The organism is Priestia sp. VA7, assembly GCF_055710015.1.
Window position 1 is genome coordinate 839,891 of the sequence record NZ_JBVQPN010000003.1, and the last position, 16,556, is coordinate 856,446.

General features: G+C 39.9%; 17 protein-coding genes. 14 read left to right on the forward strand and 3 right to left on the reverse strand.

The features are described from left to right. Nucleotides 1–3 precede the first annotated feature (3 nt). The 12 genes from AC0C45_RS17100 to cobO are packed head-to-tail and all read left to right on the forward strand — an operon-like array spanning nt 4 to nt 10,547. On the forward strand, nt 4–915 hold the full coding sequence (locus AC0C45_RS17100; RefSeq protein ID WP_047933570.1) for a sirohydrochlorin chelatase: 912 nt from the start codon (nt 4–6) through the stop codon (nt 913–915). Further along, nucleotides 912–1,679 (forward strand): precorrin-6A reductase, encoded by a 768-nt coding sequence (gene cobK, locus AC0C45_RS17105; protein WP_034651546.1) that lies wholly within the window; start codon nt 912–914, stop codon nt 1,677–1,679. Before AC0C45_RS17100 ends, cobK begins: the two co-directional genes overlap by 4 nt. 5 nt (nt 1,680–1,684) lie before the next feature. After that, a complete protein-coding gene (locus AC0C45_RS17110) occupies nt 1,685–2,332 on the forward strand; it encodes a precorrin-8X methylmutase (RefSeq protein WP_013083415.1) in 648 nt (215 codons plus the stop codon). Between the two features lie 3 nt (nt 2,333–2,335). Beyond that, complete coding sequence (locus AC0C45_RS17115; RefSeq protein WP_034651550.1) at nt 2,336–3,439, forward strand: cobalt-precorrin-5B (C(1))-methyltransferase; 1,104 nt, start codon at nt 2,336–2,338, stop codon at nt 3,437–3,439. Beyond that, nucleotides 3,429–4,625, forward strand: coding sequence for a precorrin-6y C5,15-methyltransferase (decarboxylating) subunit CbiE (gene cbiE, locus AC0C45_RS17120; RefSeq protein WP_237892361.1), 1,197 nt, complete (start codon nt 3,429–3,431; stop codon nt 4,623–4,625). Before AC0C45_RS17115 ends, cbiE begins: the two co-directional genes overlap by 11 nt. A 2-nt stretch (nt 4,626–4,627) precedes the next feature. Beyond that, a complete protein-coding gene (gene cobI / locus AC0C45_RS17125) occupies nt 4,628–5,329 on the forward strand; it encodes a precorrin-2 C(20)-methyltransferase (protein WP_013057310.1) in 702 nt (233 codons plus the stop codon). Then, nucleotides 5,326–6,102, forward strand: a complete 777-nt coding sequence (gene cobM, locus AC0C45_RS17130) for a precorrin-4 C(11)-methyltransferase (protein WP_034651558.1) — start codon at nt 5,326–5,328, stop codon at nt 6,100–6,102. The genes cobI and cobM overlap by 4 nt, the downstream gene beginning before the upstream one ends. Then, nucleotides 6,099–7,223: a cobalt-precorrin 5A hydrolase gene (locus tag AC0C45_RS17135; RefSeq protein WP_098547561.1), complete on the forward strand. Its 1,125-nt coding sequence runs from the start codon at nt 6,099–6,101 to the stop codon at nt 7,221–7,223. Before cobM ends, AC0C45_RS17135 begins: the two co-directional genes overlap by 4 nt. A gap of 13 nt (nt 7,224–7,236) precedes the next feature. Beyond that, entirely contained in the window at nt 7,237–8,619 is a 1,383-nt protein-coding gene (locus AC0C45_RS17140; protein WP_237892360.1) for a cobyrinate a,c-diamide synthase, read from the forward strand. Continuing rightward, on the forward strand, nt 8,616–9,386 hold the full coding sequence (gene cobA, locus AC0C45_RS17145) for a uroporphyrinogen-III C-methyltransferase (RefSeq protein ID WP_047933577.1): 771 nt from the start codon (nt 8,616–8,618) through the stop codon (nt 9,384–9,386). The genes AC0C45_RS17140 and cobA overlap by 4 nt, the downstream gene beginning before the upstream one ends. A gap of 20 nt (nt 9,387–9,406) precedes the next feature. Further along, nucleotides 9,407–9,976 (forward strand): nitroreductase family protein, encoded by a 570-nt coding sequence (locus tag AC0C45_RS17150; RefSeq protein ID WP_047933579.1) that lies wholly within the window; start codon nt 9,407–9,409, stop codon nt 9,974–9,976. 31 nt (nt 9,977–10,007) lie between these two features. After that, nucleotides 10,008–10,547, forward strand: coding sequence for a cob(I)yrinic acid a,c-diamide adenosyltransferase (gene cobO, locus AC0C45_RS17155; RefSeq protein WP_013057304.1), 540 nt, complete (start codon nt 10,008–10,010; stop codon nt 10,545–10,547). Nucleotides 10,548–10,573: 26 nt separating this feature from the next. Here cobO and spoIIP read toward each other — a convergent pair whose 3' ends face one another. Continuing rightward, entirely contained in the window at nt 10,574–11,743 is a 1,170-nt protein-coding gene (gene spoIIP / locus AC0C45_RS17160; protein WP_237892359.1) for a stage II sporulation protein P, read from the reverse strand. 159 nt (nt 11,744–11,902) lie between these two features. Continuing rightward, entirely contained in the window at nt 11,903–13,471 is a 1,569-nt protein-coding gene (locus AC0C45_RS17165) for an RQC-minor-2 family DNA-binding protein (protein WP_472928344.1), read from the reverse strand. Between the two features lie 249 nt (nt 13,472–13,720). On the opposite strand from AC0C45_RS17165, the gene AC0C45_RS17170 reads away from it, so the two are divergent. Both AC0C45_RS17170 and AC0C45_RS17175 read left to right on the forward strand, forming a co-directional pair. Beyond that, a complete protein-coding gene (locus tag AC0C45_RS17170) occupies nt 13,721–15,313 on the forward strand; it encodes an APC family permease (RefSeq protein WP_472928346.1) in 1,593 nt (530 codons plus the stop codon). Between the two features lie 155 nt (nt 15,314–15,468). Continuing rightward, nucleotides 15,469–16,008, forward strand: coding sequence for an SMI1/KNR4 family protein (locus AC0C45_RS17175; protein WP_237892358.1), 540 nt, complete (start codon nt 15,469–15,471; stop codon nt 16,006–16,008). 42 nt (nt 16,009–16,050) lie between these two features. Here the strand turns inward: AC0C45_RS17175 and AC0C45_RS17180 are convergent, their stop codons facing one another. Next, nucleotides 16,051–16,551: a GNAT family N-acetyltransferase gene (locus AC0C45_RS17180; protein WP_016764355.1), complete on the reverse strand. Its 501-nt coding sequence runs from the start codon at nt 16,549–16,551 to the stop codon at nt 16,051–16,053. Nucleotides 16,552–16,556 lie beyond the last annotated feature (5 nt).

Sequence of the window (16,556 nt, forward strand, 5' to 3'; positions counted from 1 at the left end):
TATATGAAATCAGTTTTATTTGTCGGTCATGGAAGCAGAGATCCTGAAGGGAACGATCAAATTCGCGAATTTATTTCGACTATGAAGCATGATTGGGACGCATCTATTTTAGTAGAAACGTGTTTTCTAGAATTTGAACGCCCAAATGTAAGTCAAGGCATTGATACATGTGTGGCAAAAGGAGCAAAAGATGTAGTTGTAATTCCAATTATGCTCTTGCCTGCCGGCCACTCTAAAATACATATTCCGGCGGCTATAGATGAAGCTAAGGAAAAATATCCACACGTAAACTTCGTATACGGACGTCCCATTGGCGTTCATGAAGAAGCCCTGGAAATTTTAAAAACGAGATTACAAGAATCAGGAGAGAATTTAGAAACTCCAGCTGAAGACACGGCTGTTATTGTCTTAGGGCGAGGAGGAAGTGATCCTGATGCAAACAGTGATCTATATAAAATTACGCGCCTTCTTTGGGAAAAAACAAACTATAAAATCGTTGAAACTTCTTTTATGGGCGTGACTGCTCCACTGATTGATGAAGGGGTAGAGCGATGTTTAAAACTGGGCGCTAAAAAAGTGGTTATTCTCCCGTATTTCTTATTTACAGGAGTACTAATTAAGCGATTAGAAGAAATGGTGAAGCAGTATAAAATGCAGCATGAAAACATCGAGTTTAAGCTAGCCGGCTATTTCGGTTTTCATCCAAAACTGCAGACAATTTTAAAAGAACGTGCTGAAGAAGGATTAGAAGGTGAAGTGAAAATGAACTGCGATACGTGTCAATATCGCCTCGGCATTATGGAGCATATTGATCACCACCATCATCACGATCATGACCATGATCACGGACACCATCACCACGATCACCATCATGACCACGACCACCATGAAGATAAGGTCGGCGAGCTAAAATGATTTTATTGTTAGCCGGAACTAGCGATGCACGTGCATTAGCCGTGCAAGTGAAAAAAGCAGGTCATGAGGTTACGGCAACGGTTGTAACCGAAAACGCAGCTATCGAATTACAGCGTGCAGAAGTGAAAGTGAAAATTGGACGTCTCAAAAAAGAAGATATGATGGATTTTGTAAACGAACATCGTGTAAAAGCTATTGTGGATGCAAGTCATCCTTTTGCAGAAGAAGCATCTAAAAATGCTATCGGCGCGGCTGCTGAAACAGCGATTCCTTACATACGCTATGAGCGGGCTTCGCAGGCTTTTGCCTATGATAATATGACGATGGTTTCTACGTATGAAGAAGCAGCAGAAGTAGCAGCTGAGAAAAAAGGAGTTATTATGCTGACAACAGGCAGCAAAACGCTGCAGGTTTTTACAGAAAAGCTGCTTCCTCTTTCAGATGTACGGCTTGTTGCTCGTATGCTTCCAAGGCTGGATAATATGGAAAAGTGCCAGCAATTGGGATTTCCGCAAAAAAATATTATTGCTATTCAAGGGCCGTTTACAAAAGAGTTTGATCGAGCGCTGTATAAGCAATACGGAGTGACGGTCATGGTCACAAAAGAAAGCGGAAAAGTTGGATCTGTGGATGAAAAAGTGGAAGCAGCCAAAGAGTTAGGCTTAGATATTATTATGATTGGGCGACCGAAAATTGAGTATGGAACCGTGTATTCCACTTTTGAAGAAGTGGTTCATGCTTTAGTAAACCAAACTAGGAGTTGATTGAGATGGATTTTCGTACAGAATTTAAACCGTTAACTGTTCAGCCTCAGCAAATAGAAGGAAAAAGTTTTGAGATGATTACAGAAGAGCTTGGGCCTCATCCGTTTACAGACGAACAGTACCCAATTGTTCAGCGCGTAATTCATGCGTCTGCAGACTTTGAGCTTGGACGCAGCATGCTGTTTCATCCGGATGCGATTCAAGCAGGAATTAAAGCTATTCGCAGCGGCAAGCAAGTGGTTGCAGATGTACAAATGGTGCAAGTAGGAACAAACAAGCAGCGAATTGAAAAACACGGCGGTGAAATCAAAGTTTATATTTCAGATCCGGACGTAATGGAAGAAGCAAAGCGCTTAAATACAACGCGTGCGATTATTTCTATGCGAAAAGCCATCAAAGAAGCAGACGGTGGAATTTTTGCAATTGGGAACGCACCCACAGCTTTACTTGAATTAATTCGTTTGATTAAAGAAGGAGAAGCGAAGCCTGGGCTTGTTATTGGTCTGCCGGTAGGATTTGTTTCAGCAGCTGAATCTAAAGAAGAACTTGCAAAACTTGACGTGCCGTTTATTACAAACATCGGGCGAAAAGGCGGCAGTACGGTAACGGTTGCGGCATTAAATGCAATTTCAATTCTTGCAGATCAGGTGTAACGCATGAAGGAAGTACCAAAAGAGCCTAAGAAACTCAGAGAAGGCTATACGACGGGCGCTTGTGCAACGGCAGCCACGAGAGCAGCTCTGCTTACGCTAATTTCAGGAGAAGTGCAAGATGAGTCAACGATTTACCTACCTGTCGGCCGCTTTGCTACGTTTCATCTTGAAGAATGCGAGTATCGCACAAGCAGCGCTGTAGCTAGCATCATTAAAGATGCTGGAGATGATCCCGATGCCACGCACGGAGCGCTGATTATTTCTGAAGTTTCGTGGTGTAATGGTGCAGGCATTATCATTGATGGAGGAGTGGGAGTAGGGCGTGTGACAAAGCCCGGCCTCCCGGTTCCTGTCGGTGAAGCAGCCATTAACCCTGTTCCAAGAAAGATGCTGAAAGAAACGGCTGAACAGCTTTTAGCCCAATACAATATACAAAAAGGCGTTAAGATTGTCATCTCGGTTCCTCAGGGAGAAGAAATGGCGAAAAAGACATTAAATGCGCGTCTAGGTATTTTAGGAGGCATTTCGATACTGGGGACGCGGGGGATTGTCGTTCCGTTCTCAACAGCTGCTTATAAAGCAAGCATCGTGCAGGCAATCAGCGTTGCTAAAGCAAGTAATTGTGAGCACGTCGTCATTACGACAGGGGGCCGAAGCGAAAAGTATGGAATGAAACAGTTCCCAGATCTTCCGGAAGAAGCATTTATCGAAATGGGAGATTTTGTTGGATTTACGTTAAAACAATGTAAAAAGCAAGGAATGAAAAAAGTATCGCTCGTAGGCATGATGGGAAAGTTTTCAAAAGTCGCGCAAGGCGTTATGATGGTTCATTCAAAAAGTGCACCCATTGATTTTAATTTTTTAGCAAAAGCAGCTTCTGAGTCAGGCGCTTCTGCTGAACTGGTAGAGGAAATAAAAGGTGCAAACACAGCTTCTCAAGTGGGAGATTTAATGACACAAAGCGGTCATCATCAGTTTTTTGAAAAACTGTGCGAGTACTGCTGTTTATCAGCGTTAAAGGAAGTAGGGGACGGAATCGATGTCGATACGTCTCTTTACACATTAAAAGGAGATTTTTTAGGACAGGCGGTGCAACATGGCAATTAAAATTATTGGAATTGGTGACGATGGAAAGTTAAGTTTGCTTCCTATGTATGAAAAGTGGATTTACGAAAGCGATGTGCTAGTTGGAGGTAAGCGTCACCTTGATTTTTTTCAAGAATTCAAAGGAGAAAAAGTGGCGATTGAAGGAGGGCTTTCTTCTCTTGTTGAACGTTTAAAAAACGAAGAAGGAAATGCGGTTGTGTTAGCCTCAGGTGATCCGTTATTTTACGGAATAGGAAGCTATCTTTCTACGAAGCTAGACGTTGAAATATACCCTTATTTAAGTTCTATTCAGCTTGCATTCTCACGCCTAAAGGAGCGATGGCAAGACGCTTATTTTACAAGCGTGCACGGCAGGAGCATAAAAGGGCTGGCTCAGCGCATTGACGGCTATAGAACAGTGGCGATTCTAACCGATGAGCAAAATTCTCCTAGTGCTCTGGCAAACTACTTATTGTCATTTGGCATGACGGAATACAAGATGTTTGTAGCAGAGAATTTAGGTGGAAAAACGGAGCGCTGTCAGCTGCTTTCGCTGGAAGAAGCGGCGAATCAACTCTTTTCTCCGCTTAATGTCGTGATATTAAAACAGATAGAAAAAAGCCCAGTTTGGCCTCTTGGAATAGAAGATGATGAATTTATTCAACGCAAGCCGGATAAAGGACTTATCACTAAAAAAGAAGTTCGTACACTTAGTATTAGCGCCCTGCAGCTAAAGAAAGACAGCGTCGTGTGGGATATCGGAACATGTACAGGTTCAGTGGCAATTGAAGCGGCTAAAATTGCGCGTGAAGGACAAATTTTTGCTGTGGAAAAAAATGAAGCAGACTTAGAAAACTGCAGAGAAAATCTATTGAAATTTCGAGTAGACGCCCACACTGTGCACGGAAAAGCACCGGAAGGGTTAAGTGAGTTTGCTGATCCTGATGCGGTGTTTATTGGAGGGACAGCAGGAGGCATGGAAACCATTTTAGACGTGTGCTGCAGCCGATTAAATGCAGGAGGGCGCATCGTATTAAATGCCGTGACAATTGAAAATTTAGCAGAAGCGATGAAAGCTTTTAAAGAGCGAGGATTTGAGACTGCTGTTACCCTTGCACAAATTTCAAGGAGCAAGCCAATTTTACATTTAACACGCTTTGATGCTTTAAACCCTATTTATATTATTACAGCCCAAAAAGGAGAATGAACATGATTGGAACATTGTACGGACTTGGAGTTGGACCGGGAGATCCAGAACTAATCACGGTAAAAGCATTTCGTAAATTAAAAGAATCACCCGTTATTGCGTATCCGAAAAAGCAAAAAGGAAGCAAAAGCTATGCCCAAAAAATTATTGATGTCTATTTCAGTGCAAATGAAAAAGACATGCTCGGCCTTGTGTTTCCAATGACAAAAGATCCTGCTATTTTGGAAAGAAAATGGACCGAAACGGTAGAACGAGTATGGGAAAAGCTCCAGGAAGGAAAAGATGTAGCATTTGTCACAGAGGGCGACCCTATGCTTTACAGTACGTTTATTCACATGATGCGTCTAATGCAAGAACGTCACCCTGAAGCTCCGATTCAAGTAATTCCTGGCATTTCATCTATTAATGGAGCGGCATCTCGCTTAGGTATTCCTTTAGCAGACGGTGATGAACACGTAGCGATTGTTCCTGCTCGTGAAGATTATGAAACAATGAAAAAAGTATTAATGGAAAACGACTGCGTCATTTTTATTAAAGTGGCCAAAGTCATCGATTTTATGGTTGGTCTTTTAAAAGAGCTTGATCTGCTTGAAAAAGCGTCAGTGGTGACAAAAGTAACGTCAGATGAAGAAATTATCTGGAAAGCTTCAGAACTAGAAGGAGCTGATTTACAATACTTAACGCTAATGGTGGTGCGAAAATGAAGTTATACATAATCGGAGCTGGACCCGGAGATCCAGATTTAATTACCGTAAAAGGCTTAAAATTACTTCAGCAAGCAGATGTTGTCTTGTACGCTGACTCACTGGTAAGTCAAGAGCTAGTTGCTAAGTCTAAACCAGGAGCTGAAGTGTTAAAAACAGCGGGTATGCATTTAGAAGAAATGGTCGGTACGATGCTTGAACGCATGCGTGAAGGAAAAATGGTTGTAAGAGTACATACCGGAGATCCTGCTATGTACGGAGCCATTATGGAACAAATGGTGCTTTTAAAAAGAGAAGGCGTTGATATTGAAATCGTTCCGGGCGTCAGCTCCGTATTCGCTGCTGCTGCAGCGGCTGAAGCAGAATTAACCATTCCAGATTTGACTCAAACGGTTATTTTAACTCGTGCTGAAGGAAGAACGCCTGTACCTGAGTTTGAAAAATTAACTGATTTAGCAAAACATAAATGTACCATTGCGTTATTTTTAAGCGCGACGCTCACAAAAAAAGTAATGAAAGAATTTATAAGCGCGGGTTGGAGTGAAGACACGCCGATTGTAGTAGTCTATAAAGCAACGTGGCCAGATGAAAAAATTGTTCGCACAACGGTAAAAGACCTCGATGATGCTATGCGAACAAACGGCATTCGCAAGCAGGCGATGATTTTGGCAGGCTGGGCACTTGATCCACACATTCATGACAAAGATTATCGTTCAAAACTTTATGACAAAACATTTACCCATGGCTTTCGAAGAGGAGTGAAGTCGGAATGATTCAACTCCAAGAAGGAAAAAAAGCTCTCATTACACAGCGCGGAGATTATGCCGTTGTAGCTATCACAAAACACGGCGTAGAAATTGCAAGAAATCTAGGCCGCACTTTTCAGCAGTCTGATGTGTATTACATGAGCAAGTTTGAAAAAGGAGACGAACAAGAGCAGAACATTCAGCTATTTTCAGGAAGCGTTCGGATGCTTTTGCCTTCTCTTTTTGAATCGTATAAAGGGCTTATTATTATTATCTCACTCGGAGCAGTTGTACGTATGATTGCTCCTATTTTAAAAGATAAAAAAACGGATCCTGCGGTTGTTGTCATTGATGATAAAGGCGAAAATGTCATCAGCGTGCTTTCAGGTCATATCGGAGGAGCAAATGAGCTTACGCGTGAAGTTGCCGCAGCTCTTGAAGCTCATCCTGTTATTACAACAGCATCCGATGTGCAAAAAACAATTCCAGTTGATTTATTTGGTAAGCGCTTTGGATGGGTGTGGGAATCAGCAGAAAAACTAACGCCTGTCAGCGCTTCTGTGGTGAATGAAGAAGAAATAGCAGTGGTTCAAGAATCAGGTGAAAAGAACTGGTGGCATTATGAGCACCCTGTTCCAGCTAACATTAAAACATATTCATCGATTCAGACAGCTCTTGAAGCATCGCCACATGCAGCCTTGGTTGTAACGCATCGCAATTTAAAAAAAGAGGAAGAAGCAATCTTAGAAAATGGTGTTCTTTACCGGCCAAAAGTATTAGCGATTGGGATGGGATGCAATCGAGGGACAAGTACAGCTGAAATTGAAACCGTTATTGAAAAAACGCTTGCTGAACTTCAGTTTTCAATGAAAAGTGTAAAAGCATTATGTACAATAGAGTTAAAGAAAGATGAAGAAGGGCTGTTAGAAGTGGCGTCTAAGTACGGCTGGGAGTTTGTCTATTATTCGCCCCAAGAGCTAAACAGCATAAGTATCCAACAGCCTTCAGATACTGTCTTTAAATATACAGGTGCATATGGTGTCAGTGAACCTGCTGCTATGTTATACAGCGGTGCTGATAAGCTTGAACTTGTGAAGAAAAAGTCAGGGAATGTAACCATTTCAGTGGCGCTTATTCCCTATGACTAAAGGAGAGAACAACATGTCAAACAGAAGACTCGTCATTGCCGGTACTGGAAGTGGCGTAGGGAAAACAACACTTACAATCGGGCTGATGGCAGCATTAAGACAAGCTGGTTACAGAGTTCAAGGGTTTAAATGCGGACCCGATTATATTGATCCAACGTATCATACGGCTGTTACAGAACGAACGTCTCGAAATATAGACAGCTGGATGCTTGAACACGATATGGTTAGAGAAATTGTCGCTCGTGCTAGTGAAGATGCTGATATTTCCATCATGGAAGGAGTTATGGGATTTTTCGATGGGAAAAACCCGTTAACGAACGAAGGAACAACAGCAGAAATCAGCTTAATCACCAATAGCCCTGTCCTTTTAGTTGTCAATTGTGCTAGTATGGCTAGAAGTGCAGCGGCGATTGTAAAAGGTTTTCAGCAATTTTTACCCGAAGCTAACATCGTCGGTATGATTGCTAACCGTGTTGGAAGTGAAGGGCATTATAAACTTGTTAAGGCAGCGATTGAGCAGGAATGTCATATCCCTGTAGTAGGCTACTTGAAAAGAAACGATGATCTTACGATTCCTGAACGTCACCTCGGGCTCATTCCGTCGATTGAACGAGGAGAGTTAACACCGTTTTTTGAACAGTTAGGAAAGCTTGTTCATGATACAATTGATATCGAAAAAGTATATGAACTGGCTTTAGCTCCTAAAATAGAAATTAATGAGCCTATCTTTACAAAGCCGTCCGTACCTCAAGTGAAAATTGCTGTAGCGAGAGATGCCGCTTTTAACTTTTATTATGAAGAAAATTTCGAATTGTTAAAAGCTTACGGAGCAGAGCTTGTAGAATTTTCGCCTTTAAAAGGAGAAATGGTTCCACAAGATGCTGACGGTCTTTATATCGGAGGCGGATTTCCAGAAGAATTTGCTGAAACGCTGGCTCAGCAAATCGACGTTAAAAATTCTGTTCGAGCAGCTATTCAAAAAGGGATTCCTACGCTTGCTGAGTGCGGAGGCTTTATGTTTTTAACAGATGGTATTGTCACAACAGATGATACATGCCATGAAATGGTGGGGCTTATTCCCGGACAAGTAAGAATGCAGACAAAATTAGCTGCTTTAGGGTACCGAGAAGTGACGGGAAAGCAGGGGAATTTTTTATTTAAAGGCGATATACAAGCTAAAGGCCATGAATTTCATTATTCAACCTTTCATTCAGAGAAAGAGTTTTCGCCTGCCTATGATACAAAAGGGATGCGAGGAATGAAAGAAGAAGGCTATATGAACAATAATTTAATTGCCGGCTATACGCACTTTCATTTTGGCTCTTCTACGAAGATGGTAGAAAACTGGGTGGAACAGTGTAAAGCGGTAAAAAAAGAAAGAAGAGATGCCGTGTGACAGTTGGAAAAGTATATTTAGTAGGAGCTGGACCAGGAGATCCGAAGCTAATAACCGTATATGGAATGGAGTGTATTCAAGAAGCGGATGTTATTTTATATGACCGCTTAGCCAACGAACAGTTGTTAAACTATGCTAAAAAAGACGCGGAGCTTATTTTTTGCGGAAAATTACCGGGCAAGCACGGAGTCATCCAAGATCGTATTCACGAACTGCTTGTTGAAAAAGCGCTTCAAGGAAAAGTAGTGACGCGCTTAAAAGGAGGCGATCCTTTTGTGTTTGGCCGCGGAGCAGAGGAAGCTGAAGTACTTGCTACTCAAGGAATTCCTTACGAAGTCGTGCCTGGTATCACGTCAGGAATTGCAGCTCCAGCTTATGCGGGAATTCCAGTTACCCATAGAGATCATGCCACTTCTTTTGCGATTGTAACGGGTCATGGAAGAGAAGAAAAAGGAAAAGATTATTTAAACTGGTCAGCGCTTGCTCAAGGAATAGATACAATTGCGTTTTACATGGGCGTTGGAAATTTATCTCATATATGCAAGCAATTGATGGACCATGGACGAGATAAACATACGCCAGTAGCGCTTGTTCAATGGGGAACAACGAAGTATCAGCGCACCGTAACCGGAACGCTTTCCACAATCGAAGAAATAGCAAAAAAAGCAGAAATTGCTCATCCTGCTATCGTGCTTGTAGGTGAAGTAGTGACAATTAGAGAAAAAATAAAATGGTTCGAAGAAAGAGCGGAAAATATTCTGCTTTAATGTTAAAAGGAGGAGACAATATGACGATTATCTCACAGCTAAAAGAACGAAGAGCGGTACGAGATCATGAAGCACGTGAAGTAGAGCAAGAGAAAATCGAACAGCTGCTTGAAGCAGCGACATGGGCTCCAAATGACCGAATGAGAGAGCCTTGGAGCTTTTATGTGATTCAAGGAGAAGCAAAAAAGAAGTATGAAGAACTGGCTGAAGCTTATTTAAAGGAGCGCTTTCCTACAAAGCCCCATTTAGTAGAAAGTTCGTTAAAAGCAGTAAAAAATACGCCTGTCCATATCGTCGTAACTGCTGACACAGTTGAAGGAGACGACGAAGCCACTGAAGACAACAAATATGCGGTTTCATGCGCGATTCATTCCATGTGGCTAGCAGCTAAAGAACTAGGTCTTGGATTCGTTTGGAGAACAAGAGGCGTTGGTCTTGTTCGAGACGAGAGGCTGTATGAGTTTATCGGCAAGCCTTCAGGTAAAGTCGTAGTAGGAAACGTATTTCTAGGCTATCCAAATGAAGAGTCTCTTATAAAAATGAAAGAGCCTGCTAGAACACCGTTTACAGAAAAAACAACATGGCTGTAAACTGAAATTCGAAGAAAAAGAGGTTTTTAGATTGAAAGACAAACGGGGTCTTACGTTAATTTATACCGGAGACGGTAAAGGAAAAACAACCGCTGCTTTAGGTCTTGCGTTGCGCGCTACGGGACGCGGACAAAAAGTATTAATGATTCAATTTATTAAATCTCCTCAGCGTACATATGGCGAAAAGCTGATGTTTGACAGAATAGGAATTGAAATGATTCAAACAGGAGTCGGCTTCACGTGGACAAAAACACCGCCTGAACATCGTGAAGCTTTGCAAAAAGCTTGGGCGCTAACGAAGGAAAAAGTCTTCTCGAACGAATATGATGTAGTTATTTTAGACGAGTTAAATAATGCACTGGCTATCGAGAAATTTCCTATTGATGATGTGCTACCGCTACACGAAGTAATTGACCTTATTCAAAAGCGCCCTGAGCATATGCATTTGGTCATTACCGGGCGTTCTGCCAAAAAAGAAGTGATGGATGCAGCAGATCTTGTGACGGAAATGAAGCCTCATAAACATTATTATGATGAAGGAATTCCTGCTGTAAAAGGAATTGAATTTTAAAAAGCCCTCAGTGAAGAGGGCTTTTTTTATTGAGCAGGGGCATCTACTTTTTCAGCTTGCCAGTAAAATTGGCTAATGACATCAGACAGTGCTTTTGTTGTATTGGTTAGTTCATCAAAGTTATTATCAACTCCGCCCACTTCAATTAAAATCGCATTTTTAGAAACATCTTGGTTATATACACCGTTACCGCTGGATTTGTTTTTGCCAATAACTCCACGGCTTAACCCAGGATATTTCTTTTCAAGACCTTCATGAAGCGCTTTTGCCATTTTTAAGTTTTGTTCAAAGTTTTGATTCGCTTTCCCTAAAACAAACACAACTTTTGCATACGATTTATTGTTAATCTTAATGGTTGTATTATCTTTTCGAAGCGAATCTCGGTGCAAATCGATAAAGTAAGTTAAATCTCTATTCTCAGTCATCGCCGTTTCAATTACTGTGCGAGACATGGCGTACGATTGGTTGGTGTTCCAGCCTTTTTCTTTTAATTTCTGTCCAATATTGGTTTGATCTACTTCTGCCCCAATTCCCTGAGACTCTAAATCTTTTCCTAGCATATTTGCGACTATATTAATATTGGTTTTACTATCTACAGCTTTATTAGCATCTGGATCACCTTCAAGTCCTAATAGAGGCAAGTAAGATTCCCAGCTGTGCGTATGATAAATATAAAATACCTTTTTTCCGCCAGTTGTATTATTATTTGGAGCATTCGTACCATTGTTTTCTTTAGGTTGCTGAACTTTTGTAGTAGAATTTCTTTCTTTTAGTGTTTCATCTAACGGCGGTGCAGATTCTCTAGGGAAGTTTGTGAAATTTGTGCCTTCACCGGCGATGATAATATTGGAGTCGTAAATACTGAATCCAGGAAGTTCTGAACCAAACAAGCTTCTCGCGTCTTCTGCTCGAATACTTGTTGATAACTCTAGCAGTGTAGAAGAAAGACCTGGAGGCGAGTAGTTTTTATCGAAAGCCGTTGAAAAGTGGTGGTTTTCTTGGCTCATCAAATAATAAAGGCTCTCCGCTTTATGCTTCGATAACGTTTGATAGACAATAGAAGAATTGAACTGTTCTTTAAATGCTGAGTAACTCACTAGAACAATGATAGATGATGTCATTAAAACAATGGATAAAATAACAAGAACCATCTTATATGTTAACACTACAAAATTGGCGCGATTACTAGATTTCAATGGCGAAATCTCCTCTCTATGTCAGCATCAGGCTAATAGGTATGAAGGACTTTGCTAATCTAGTAATGATTATATGAATGGAGATTTCTAATTATGATAAGCATTTAATAGAGAAAGTAGTCTTCAAAATCAAAAAAAAGAATCACGCGAGATATAATCTCATATTCTCCGTGATTCTTCTTCAAATAGACGTCGGATGGCTTCGCCTTTTGGAGTGAGGCTGAATCCTTTTTTCTCTTTTTTAAGCAGCTGATAGTGTTGTAATTCTTGTAAATACGTAACGATACGCTTGCGCTTCACGGAATTTAATAATCCAAATGCGGGTATTTTATCGAGCTCTTTTTGACGAATACTGTTAGTAGAAACACCTTCTAAAATTTGTACGTAACTCTGCTGAGTTTCCATGTTCTTTAAGGTATCTATAAGTGTTAGTAACCGTAGCATTTGGTTTGAATCAAAAGTTATTTGACCGATTTTTAGCGGAGTCGAAAGCAGATCCTGACGCTGCTTATGAAGTTCATTTTCTATCTTAGCGCTTATTTCTGTCAGTTTCTTTTCTATTTCGTTTGGATCCATACAACATGTAAATTTGTTTGTTTCCTGCAGCAGGGTGACATCTGGAAAATCCCATTGCGAAAACCATTGAATGGAACCAACTTCGTGATTTGCATTCGGTGTTTTTACTTGTAATACCTTTTGAATGAAGGAAAGAAAGGGATCGTTTTCCTGTAAAACTTGTCTTTGATTAAGTTGATAAGTGGTTAGGCTGCACAATTTGTCTTGGATTTCTTTGATGTGCACTTCATGATGCTTTAAAAGACTTTTCCATTTAAAAAAGACCAGTAGTTTTTGAATCACTTCTTCATTTTCATCTATAATCTCTTCGAACTGGCGCTGAGTTGTAGCTAAGCGTTTCGCTGCTAGCACTACATTATACTCATCATCGAGTGAAATGGCATCATTTGTGACATCATATGTTACGGCGAGACCTCTGTTTTCTGAAGTTAAGCGAATGATCTCATTTTCTCCGTGAACAGTTAATACCGTATCTTCCGTATCTGAAAATCCTCTCTCAAAGGCGGCGTAAGAAAGAGATCGAAAAGGTCTCATAATGATTTCAATCCGATTGCGCCAAAAAGCAATTTGCTCAGGGTTTTTCATAATAAAAAGCAAAGGTGATTTTTTTGATTGTTCAATTGCTTCAATCACATCTGCATTTCGATGATAAAGGGAAATGAGCGGATGTTTGAAGAAACACTTATTAATATGTTGAATCCATTCTTCTTTGAAAGAATCATGTATCCTAGCGCAAAACATGTAATCTTTCATAATACTTCCGAGGTAGTTTTCCAACTCATTTTTAGTTAAAACCGTAAAATCTTGAGAATAAAACTCATCATGATGGATAGGAAGGCAGCGATTCTTATTATATTCTTTCCATAGAAATGAAGTTGGTTTCCAAAAGTGAGGATAAACGTCTTCATTTTTATCAATTGCCACAGGAAAACCGCCCCTATGACTTCCAAATAAGAACGTTTGAAAAAGGACTATATCTTCTTGAGATAACTCATTCATTGCTCGCTCAAAGTAGTCATTCAAACGTCCAAGTAGCCCTTTAGTATGTTTACTTCCTACGGACCGAATCGATTTATTTTTGCGTCCGAGCGGAAGGAATGTTAAGTGGCTGTAAGCTGTAAAATCAACAGGCAAATTTTCCGGTAAAGTCATTTGTCTAACTCCTTTCATCTCTTGAGTATTTTACCTATTAAAGAAGAGAAGAAAAAGTTTTAGTGTGTCTTGAATATAAGAGTTATTTTTAAAAATTTTCTGTTAATTGATCTCTAGAAATCAAGAAAAGGGATTCAAAGTAATTTTGAATGGGTATAGTAATAAAAATTTTGACGTATATTATCGAATATATATGAATGTTGTCAAAAAAAACAACACAAGTGATGATTCATCCAAAGGAGGAAGCTTATGGAGAATAAAGGTCCGTTTAAAAAGACGATATCCCTGTTAGATTTAACATTGATTGGATTAGGGGCTATTTTTGGCTCCGCTTGGCTGTTTGCCGTTAGTAATGTCGCTACGCAAGCCGGTCCTGCAGGAAGTTTTTCTTGGGTTATTGGTGGAGTTATTATTTTATTAATAGGCCTTGTATACGCTGAGCTAGGGGCTGCCTTGCCTCGTACAGGAGGAATTATTCGATATCCTGTTTATTCACACGGTCATCTTGTAGGCTATATGATTTCATTTATTACTATTGTAGCGTACACTAGCTTAATCGCTATCGAAGTAACAGCTGTGAGACAGTATGTGGCCTACTGGTTTCCAGGTTTAACAAAATCTGGATCTGATTCACCGACGATATCTGGATGGATTCTACAATTTGTGTTGCTTTGCTTATTCTTTTTACTCAATTACTGGAGTGTAAAAGCATTTGCAAAATCGAATATTATCATTTCTATTTTTAAATATTTTGTACCGCTTACAGTAATCGTAACGCTGGCATTTTATTTTAAGTCAGGAAACTTTACGATGGGAGAGTTTGCTCCCGGGGGGTTTGATGGTATCCAGGCCGCCATTGCCACAGGCGGGGTTATGTTTGCCTACTTAGGCCTTCATCCAATTGTATCTGTAGCTGGAGAGGTGAAAAATCCTCAGCGTAATATTCCAATTGCTCTTGTGATTTGTATCATTCTAGCAGCTCTCATTTATACTGCCCTACAAGTATTATTTATCGGAGCTATTCCATCTGACATGATTAAAGGCGGTTGGTCCGGCATTCAAGATAAATTCTCACTGCCATTTAAAGACATCGCTGTTGTTCTTGGCCTTGGCTGGCTAGCAACACTTGTTATTTTAGACGCTATTTTATCACCGGGTGGTAACGGTAATATTTTTATGAATACAACATCTAGACTTATCTATGCTTGGTCTCGTAACGGTACGCTATTTAAAACGTTTGCTCATGTGGATAAAAAAACAGGGATTCCTCGATCATCTCTATGGCTTTCATTAGGACTTTCGATTTTTTGGACACTGCCATTTCCTTCATGGAATGCACTCGTAAACGTATGCTCTGTTGCGCTTATTCTTTCTTACGCGATTGCACCAATTTCATCAGCGGCCTTTATGGTGAACGCAAAAGGTTTGGAAAAGCCTTTTAAATTAAGAGGAATGAGTATAATTGGTCCATTATCCTTTATTTTTGCTTCCTTTATTGTCTACTGGTCAGGATGGAAGACTATTTCATGGCTGTTAACTTCTCAATTGGTTATGTTTGTTATATATTTGATTTTTGCTAAATATGTGCCTAAAAACGAAGTAAGTCTTCGTCAGCAGATTAAATCAACTTGGTGGTTAGTTGCTTATTATATCATCATGCTCTTTATTTCTTATATTGGTTCGTTCGGCGGAGGAAAGGGTTTGATCGATACGCCTGTAGACTTAATTATCATAGCGGTCGTATCTCTTGGGATTTATTATTGGGCTAAATATACGGGCCTTCCAAAAGCGCTTATTGATTACGATCACCATCCTGAACAGGAAGAAAAAGCACCTGTATAACCTGTAAAGCAGCGATATTCGCTGCTTTTTTCTATGTTATTTGAACATGAAATTCTAAAGTTTGTCGTATAATTTAGTAGGAAAGAAGGAATTAGCACATTATTGTTTAATTAATGTAATGTAACCGTTTTAAATCCAACGCTTGGAGGAAGAGTATGATTGAAAAAATAATAAATTCACTTCGAAAGCGGCTGTGGGAAAACAATAATGTTATAGAAGTGTGTAAAAATGAAGGAGAAGTATACAGAACCACGTGTACTTTTTTTGATGGAGTAAGCAAGAATCAACTGAATGTTTTTGAAGAAGAAATGCATGTATCACTTCCTGAAGACTACAAGCAGTTTTTGCAGCTAACAAATGGGTGTAATTTGTTCATTGATGCTGACAAAAAAATAGCAGGGAATCTTTATAGCTTAGAAGATGTAAAAGAAACAGCTTATAAAAGTCAGAGTCTCTATATGACAATTGGGTCTGTTGGAGAAGAAGAGATTATCATTGACTCCAAAAAATCAGCGCACTCTGCATATATAATAGTAAAAAAGCGGAACGCATCGGTTCAAGATGCACATGTATTACATATGAATTTTCAGAAATGGCTGGATTGTTTTATAGTGAGTCAAGGGAATTGTTTTTGGCACTGGAATGAGCTTTGTAATAAAGTTCATTCAACGGACAAAAAGACGACGGCTCAATAATATTATCTTCTAATAAATAAACGAGCACACTAGTGTGCTCGTTTATTTATTAGAAGGAAGACGTTCCCAACCGTATGCTTCGTCTTCAACTTTAGTTTCTCCAAACTGACTTGTGCGATTCAAGATTTTTTTGCCGCCTAATTTTTTATAAAACTGAACGGCTTTCTTATTTTTCTTCATAGCCCAAATAATCATAGACGTATATTGCTGATCAGCAAATTCTTTTACTGAATGAGAAAATAGAAGATGACCAATTCCTTGGTTTTGCACTTCCTTGCAAACGTATAGCGCGTATATTTCAGCACGGGACAAATGAGGCTTACCTGCTGAAAAGCCGACAATCTTTCCTTGTTCATCGATAGCGAGCAAAATAAAATGAGAAGGCTCGGTAAGAAAAAGGGACCATTTTTCTGTACTTTGTTCATAAGACAAGCTTTTTAAATAAGCATCAGGTACTAACCCTTTGTATGTAATGCGCCAGCTGTCTACGTATAGACGGGCAACAGAAGGGATGTTAGAGGAAGTAGCTTTAATAATTTTCATTAAAA

What these genes read in the sequence shown, in the direction of transcription:
- AC0C45_RS17100 (WP_047933570.1), top strand. Translation starts at nt 4, where the DNA reads ATGAAATCAGTTTTATTTGTCGGTCATGGAAGCAGAGATCCTGAAGGG.
- cobK (WP_034651546.1), top strand. Translation starts at nt 912, where the DNA reads ATGATTTTATTGTTAGCCGGAACTAGCGATGCACGTGCATTAGCCGTG.
- AC0C45_RS17110 (WP_013083415.1), top strand. Translation starts at nt 1,685, where the DNA reads ATGGATTTTCGTACAGAATTTAAACCGTTAACTGTTCAGCCTCAGCAA.
- AC0C45_RS17115 (WP_034651550.1), top strand. Translation starts at nt 2,336, where the DNA reads ATGAAGGAAGTACCAAAAGAGCCTAAGAAACTCAGAGAAGGCTATACG.
- cbiE (WP_237892361.1), top strand. Translation starts at nt 3,429, where the DNA reads ATGGCAATTAAAATTATTGGAATTGGTGACGATGGAAAGTTAAGTTTG.
- cobI (WP_013057310.1), top strand. Translation starts at nt 4,628, where the DNA reads ATGATTGGAACATTGTACGGACTTGGAGTTGGACCGGGAGATCCAGAA.
- cobM (WP_034651558.1), top strand. Translation starts at nt 5,326, where the DNA reads ATGAAGTTATACATAATCGGAGCTGGACCCGGAGATCCAGATTTAATT.
- AC0C45_RS17135 (WP_098547561.1), top strand. Translation starts at nt 6,099, where the DNA reads ATGATTCAACTCCAAGAAGGAAAAAAAGCTCTCATTACACAGCGCGGA.
- AC0C45_RS17140 (WP_237892360.1), top strand. Translation starts at nt 7,237, where the DNA reads ATGTCAAACAGAAGACTCGTCATTGCCGGTACTGGAAGTGGCGTAGGG.
- AC0C45_RS17150 (WP_047933579.1), top strand. Translation starts at nt 9,407, where the DNA reads ATGACGATTATCTCACAGCTAAAAGAACGAAGAGCGGTACGAGATCAT.
- AC0C45_RS17165 (WP_472928344.1), bottom strand. Translation starts at nt 13,471, where the DNA reads ATGACTTTACCGGAAAATTTGCCTGTTGATTTTACAGCTTACAGCCAC.
- AC0C45_RS17170 (WP_472928346.1), top strand. Translation starts at nt 13,721, where the DNA reads ATGGAGAATAAAGGTCCGTTTAAAAAGACGATATCCCTGTTAGATTTA.
- AC0C45_RS17175 (WP_237892358.1), top strand. Translation starts at nt 15,469, where the DNA reads ATGATTGAAAAAATAATAAATTCACTTCGAAAGCGGCTGTGGGAAAAC.
- AC0C45_RS17180 (WP_016764355.1), bottom strand. Translation starts at nt 16,551, where the DNA reads ATGAAAATTATTAAAGCTACTTCCTCTAACATCCCTTCTGTTGCCCGT.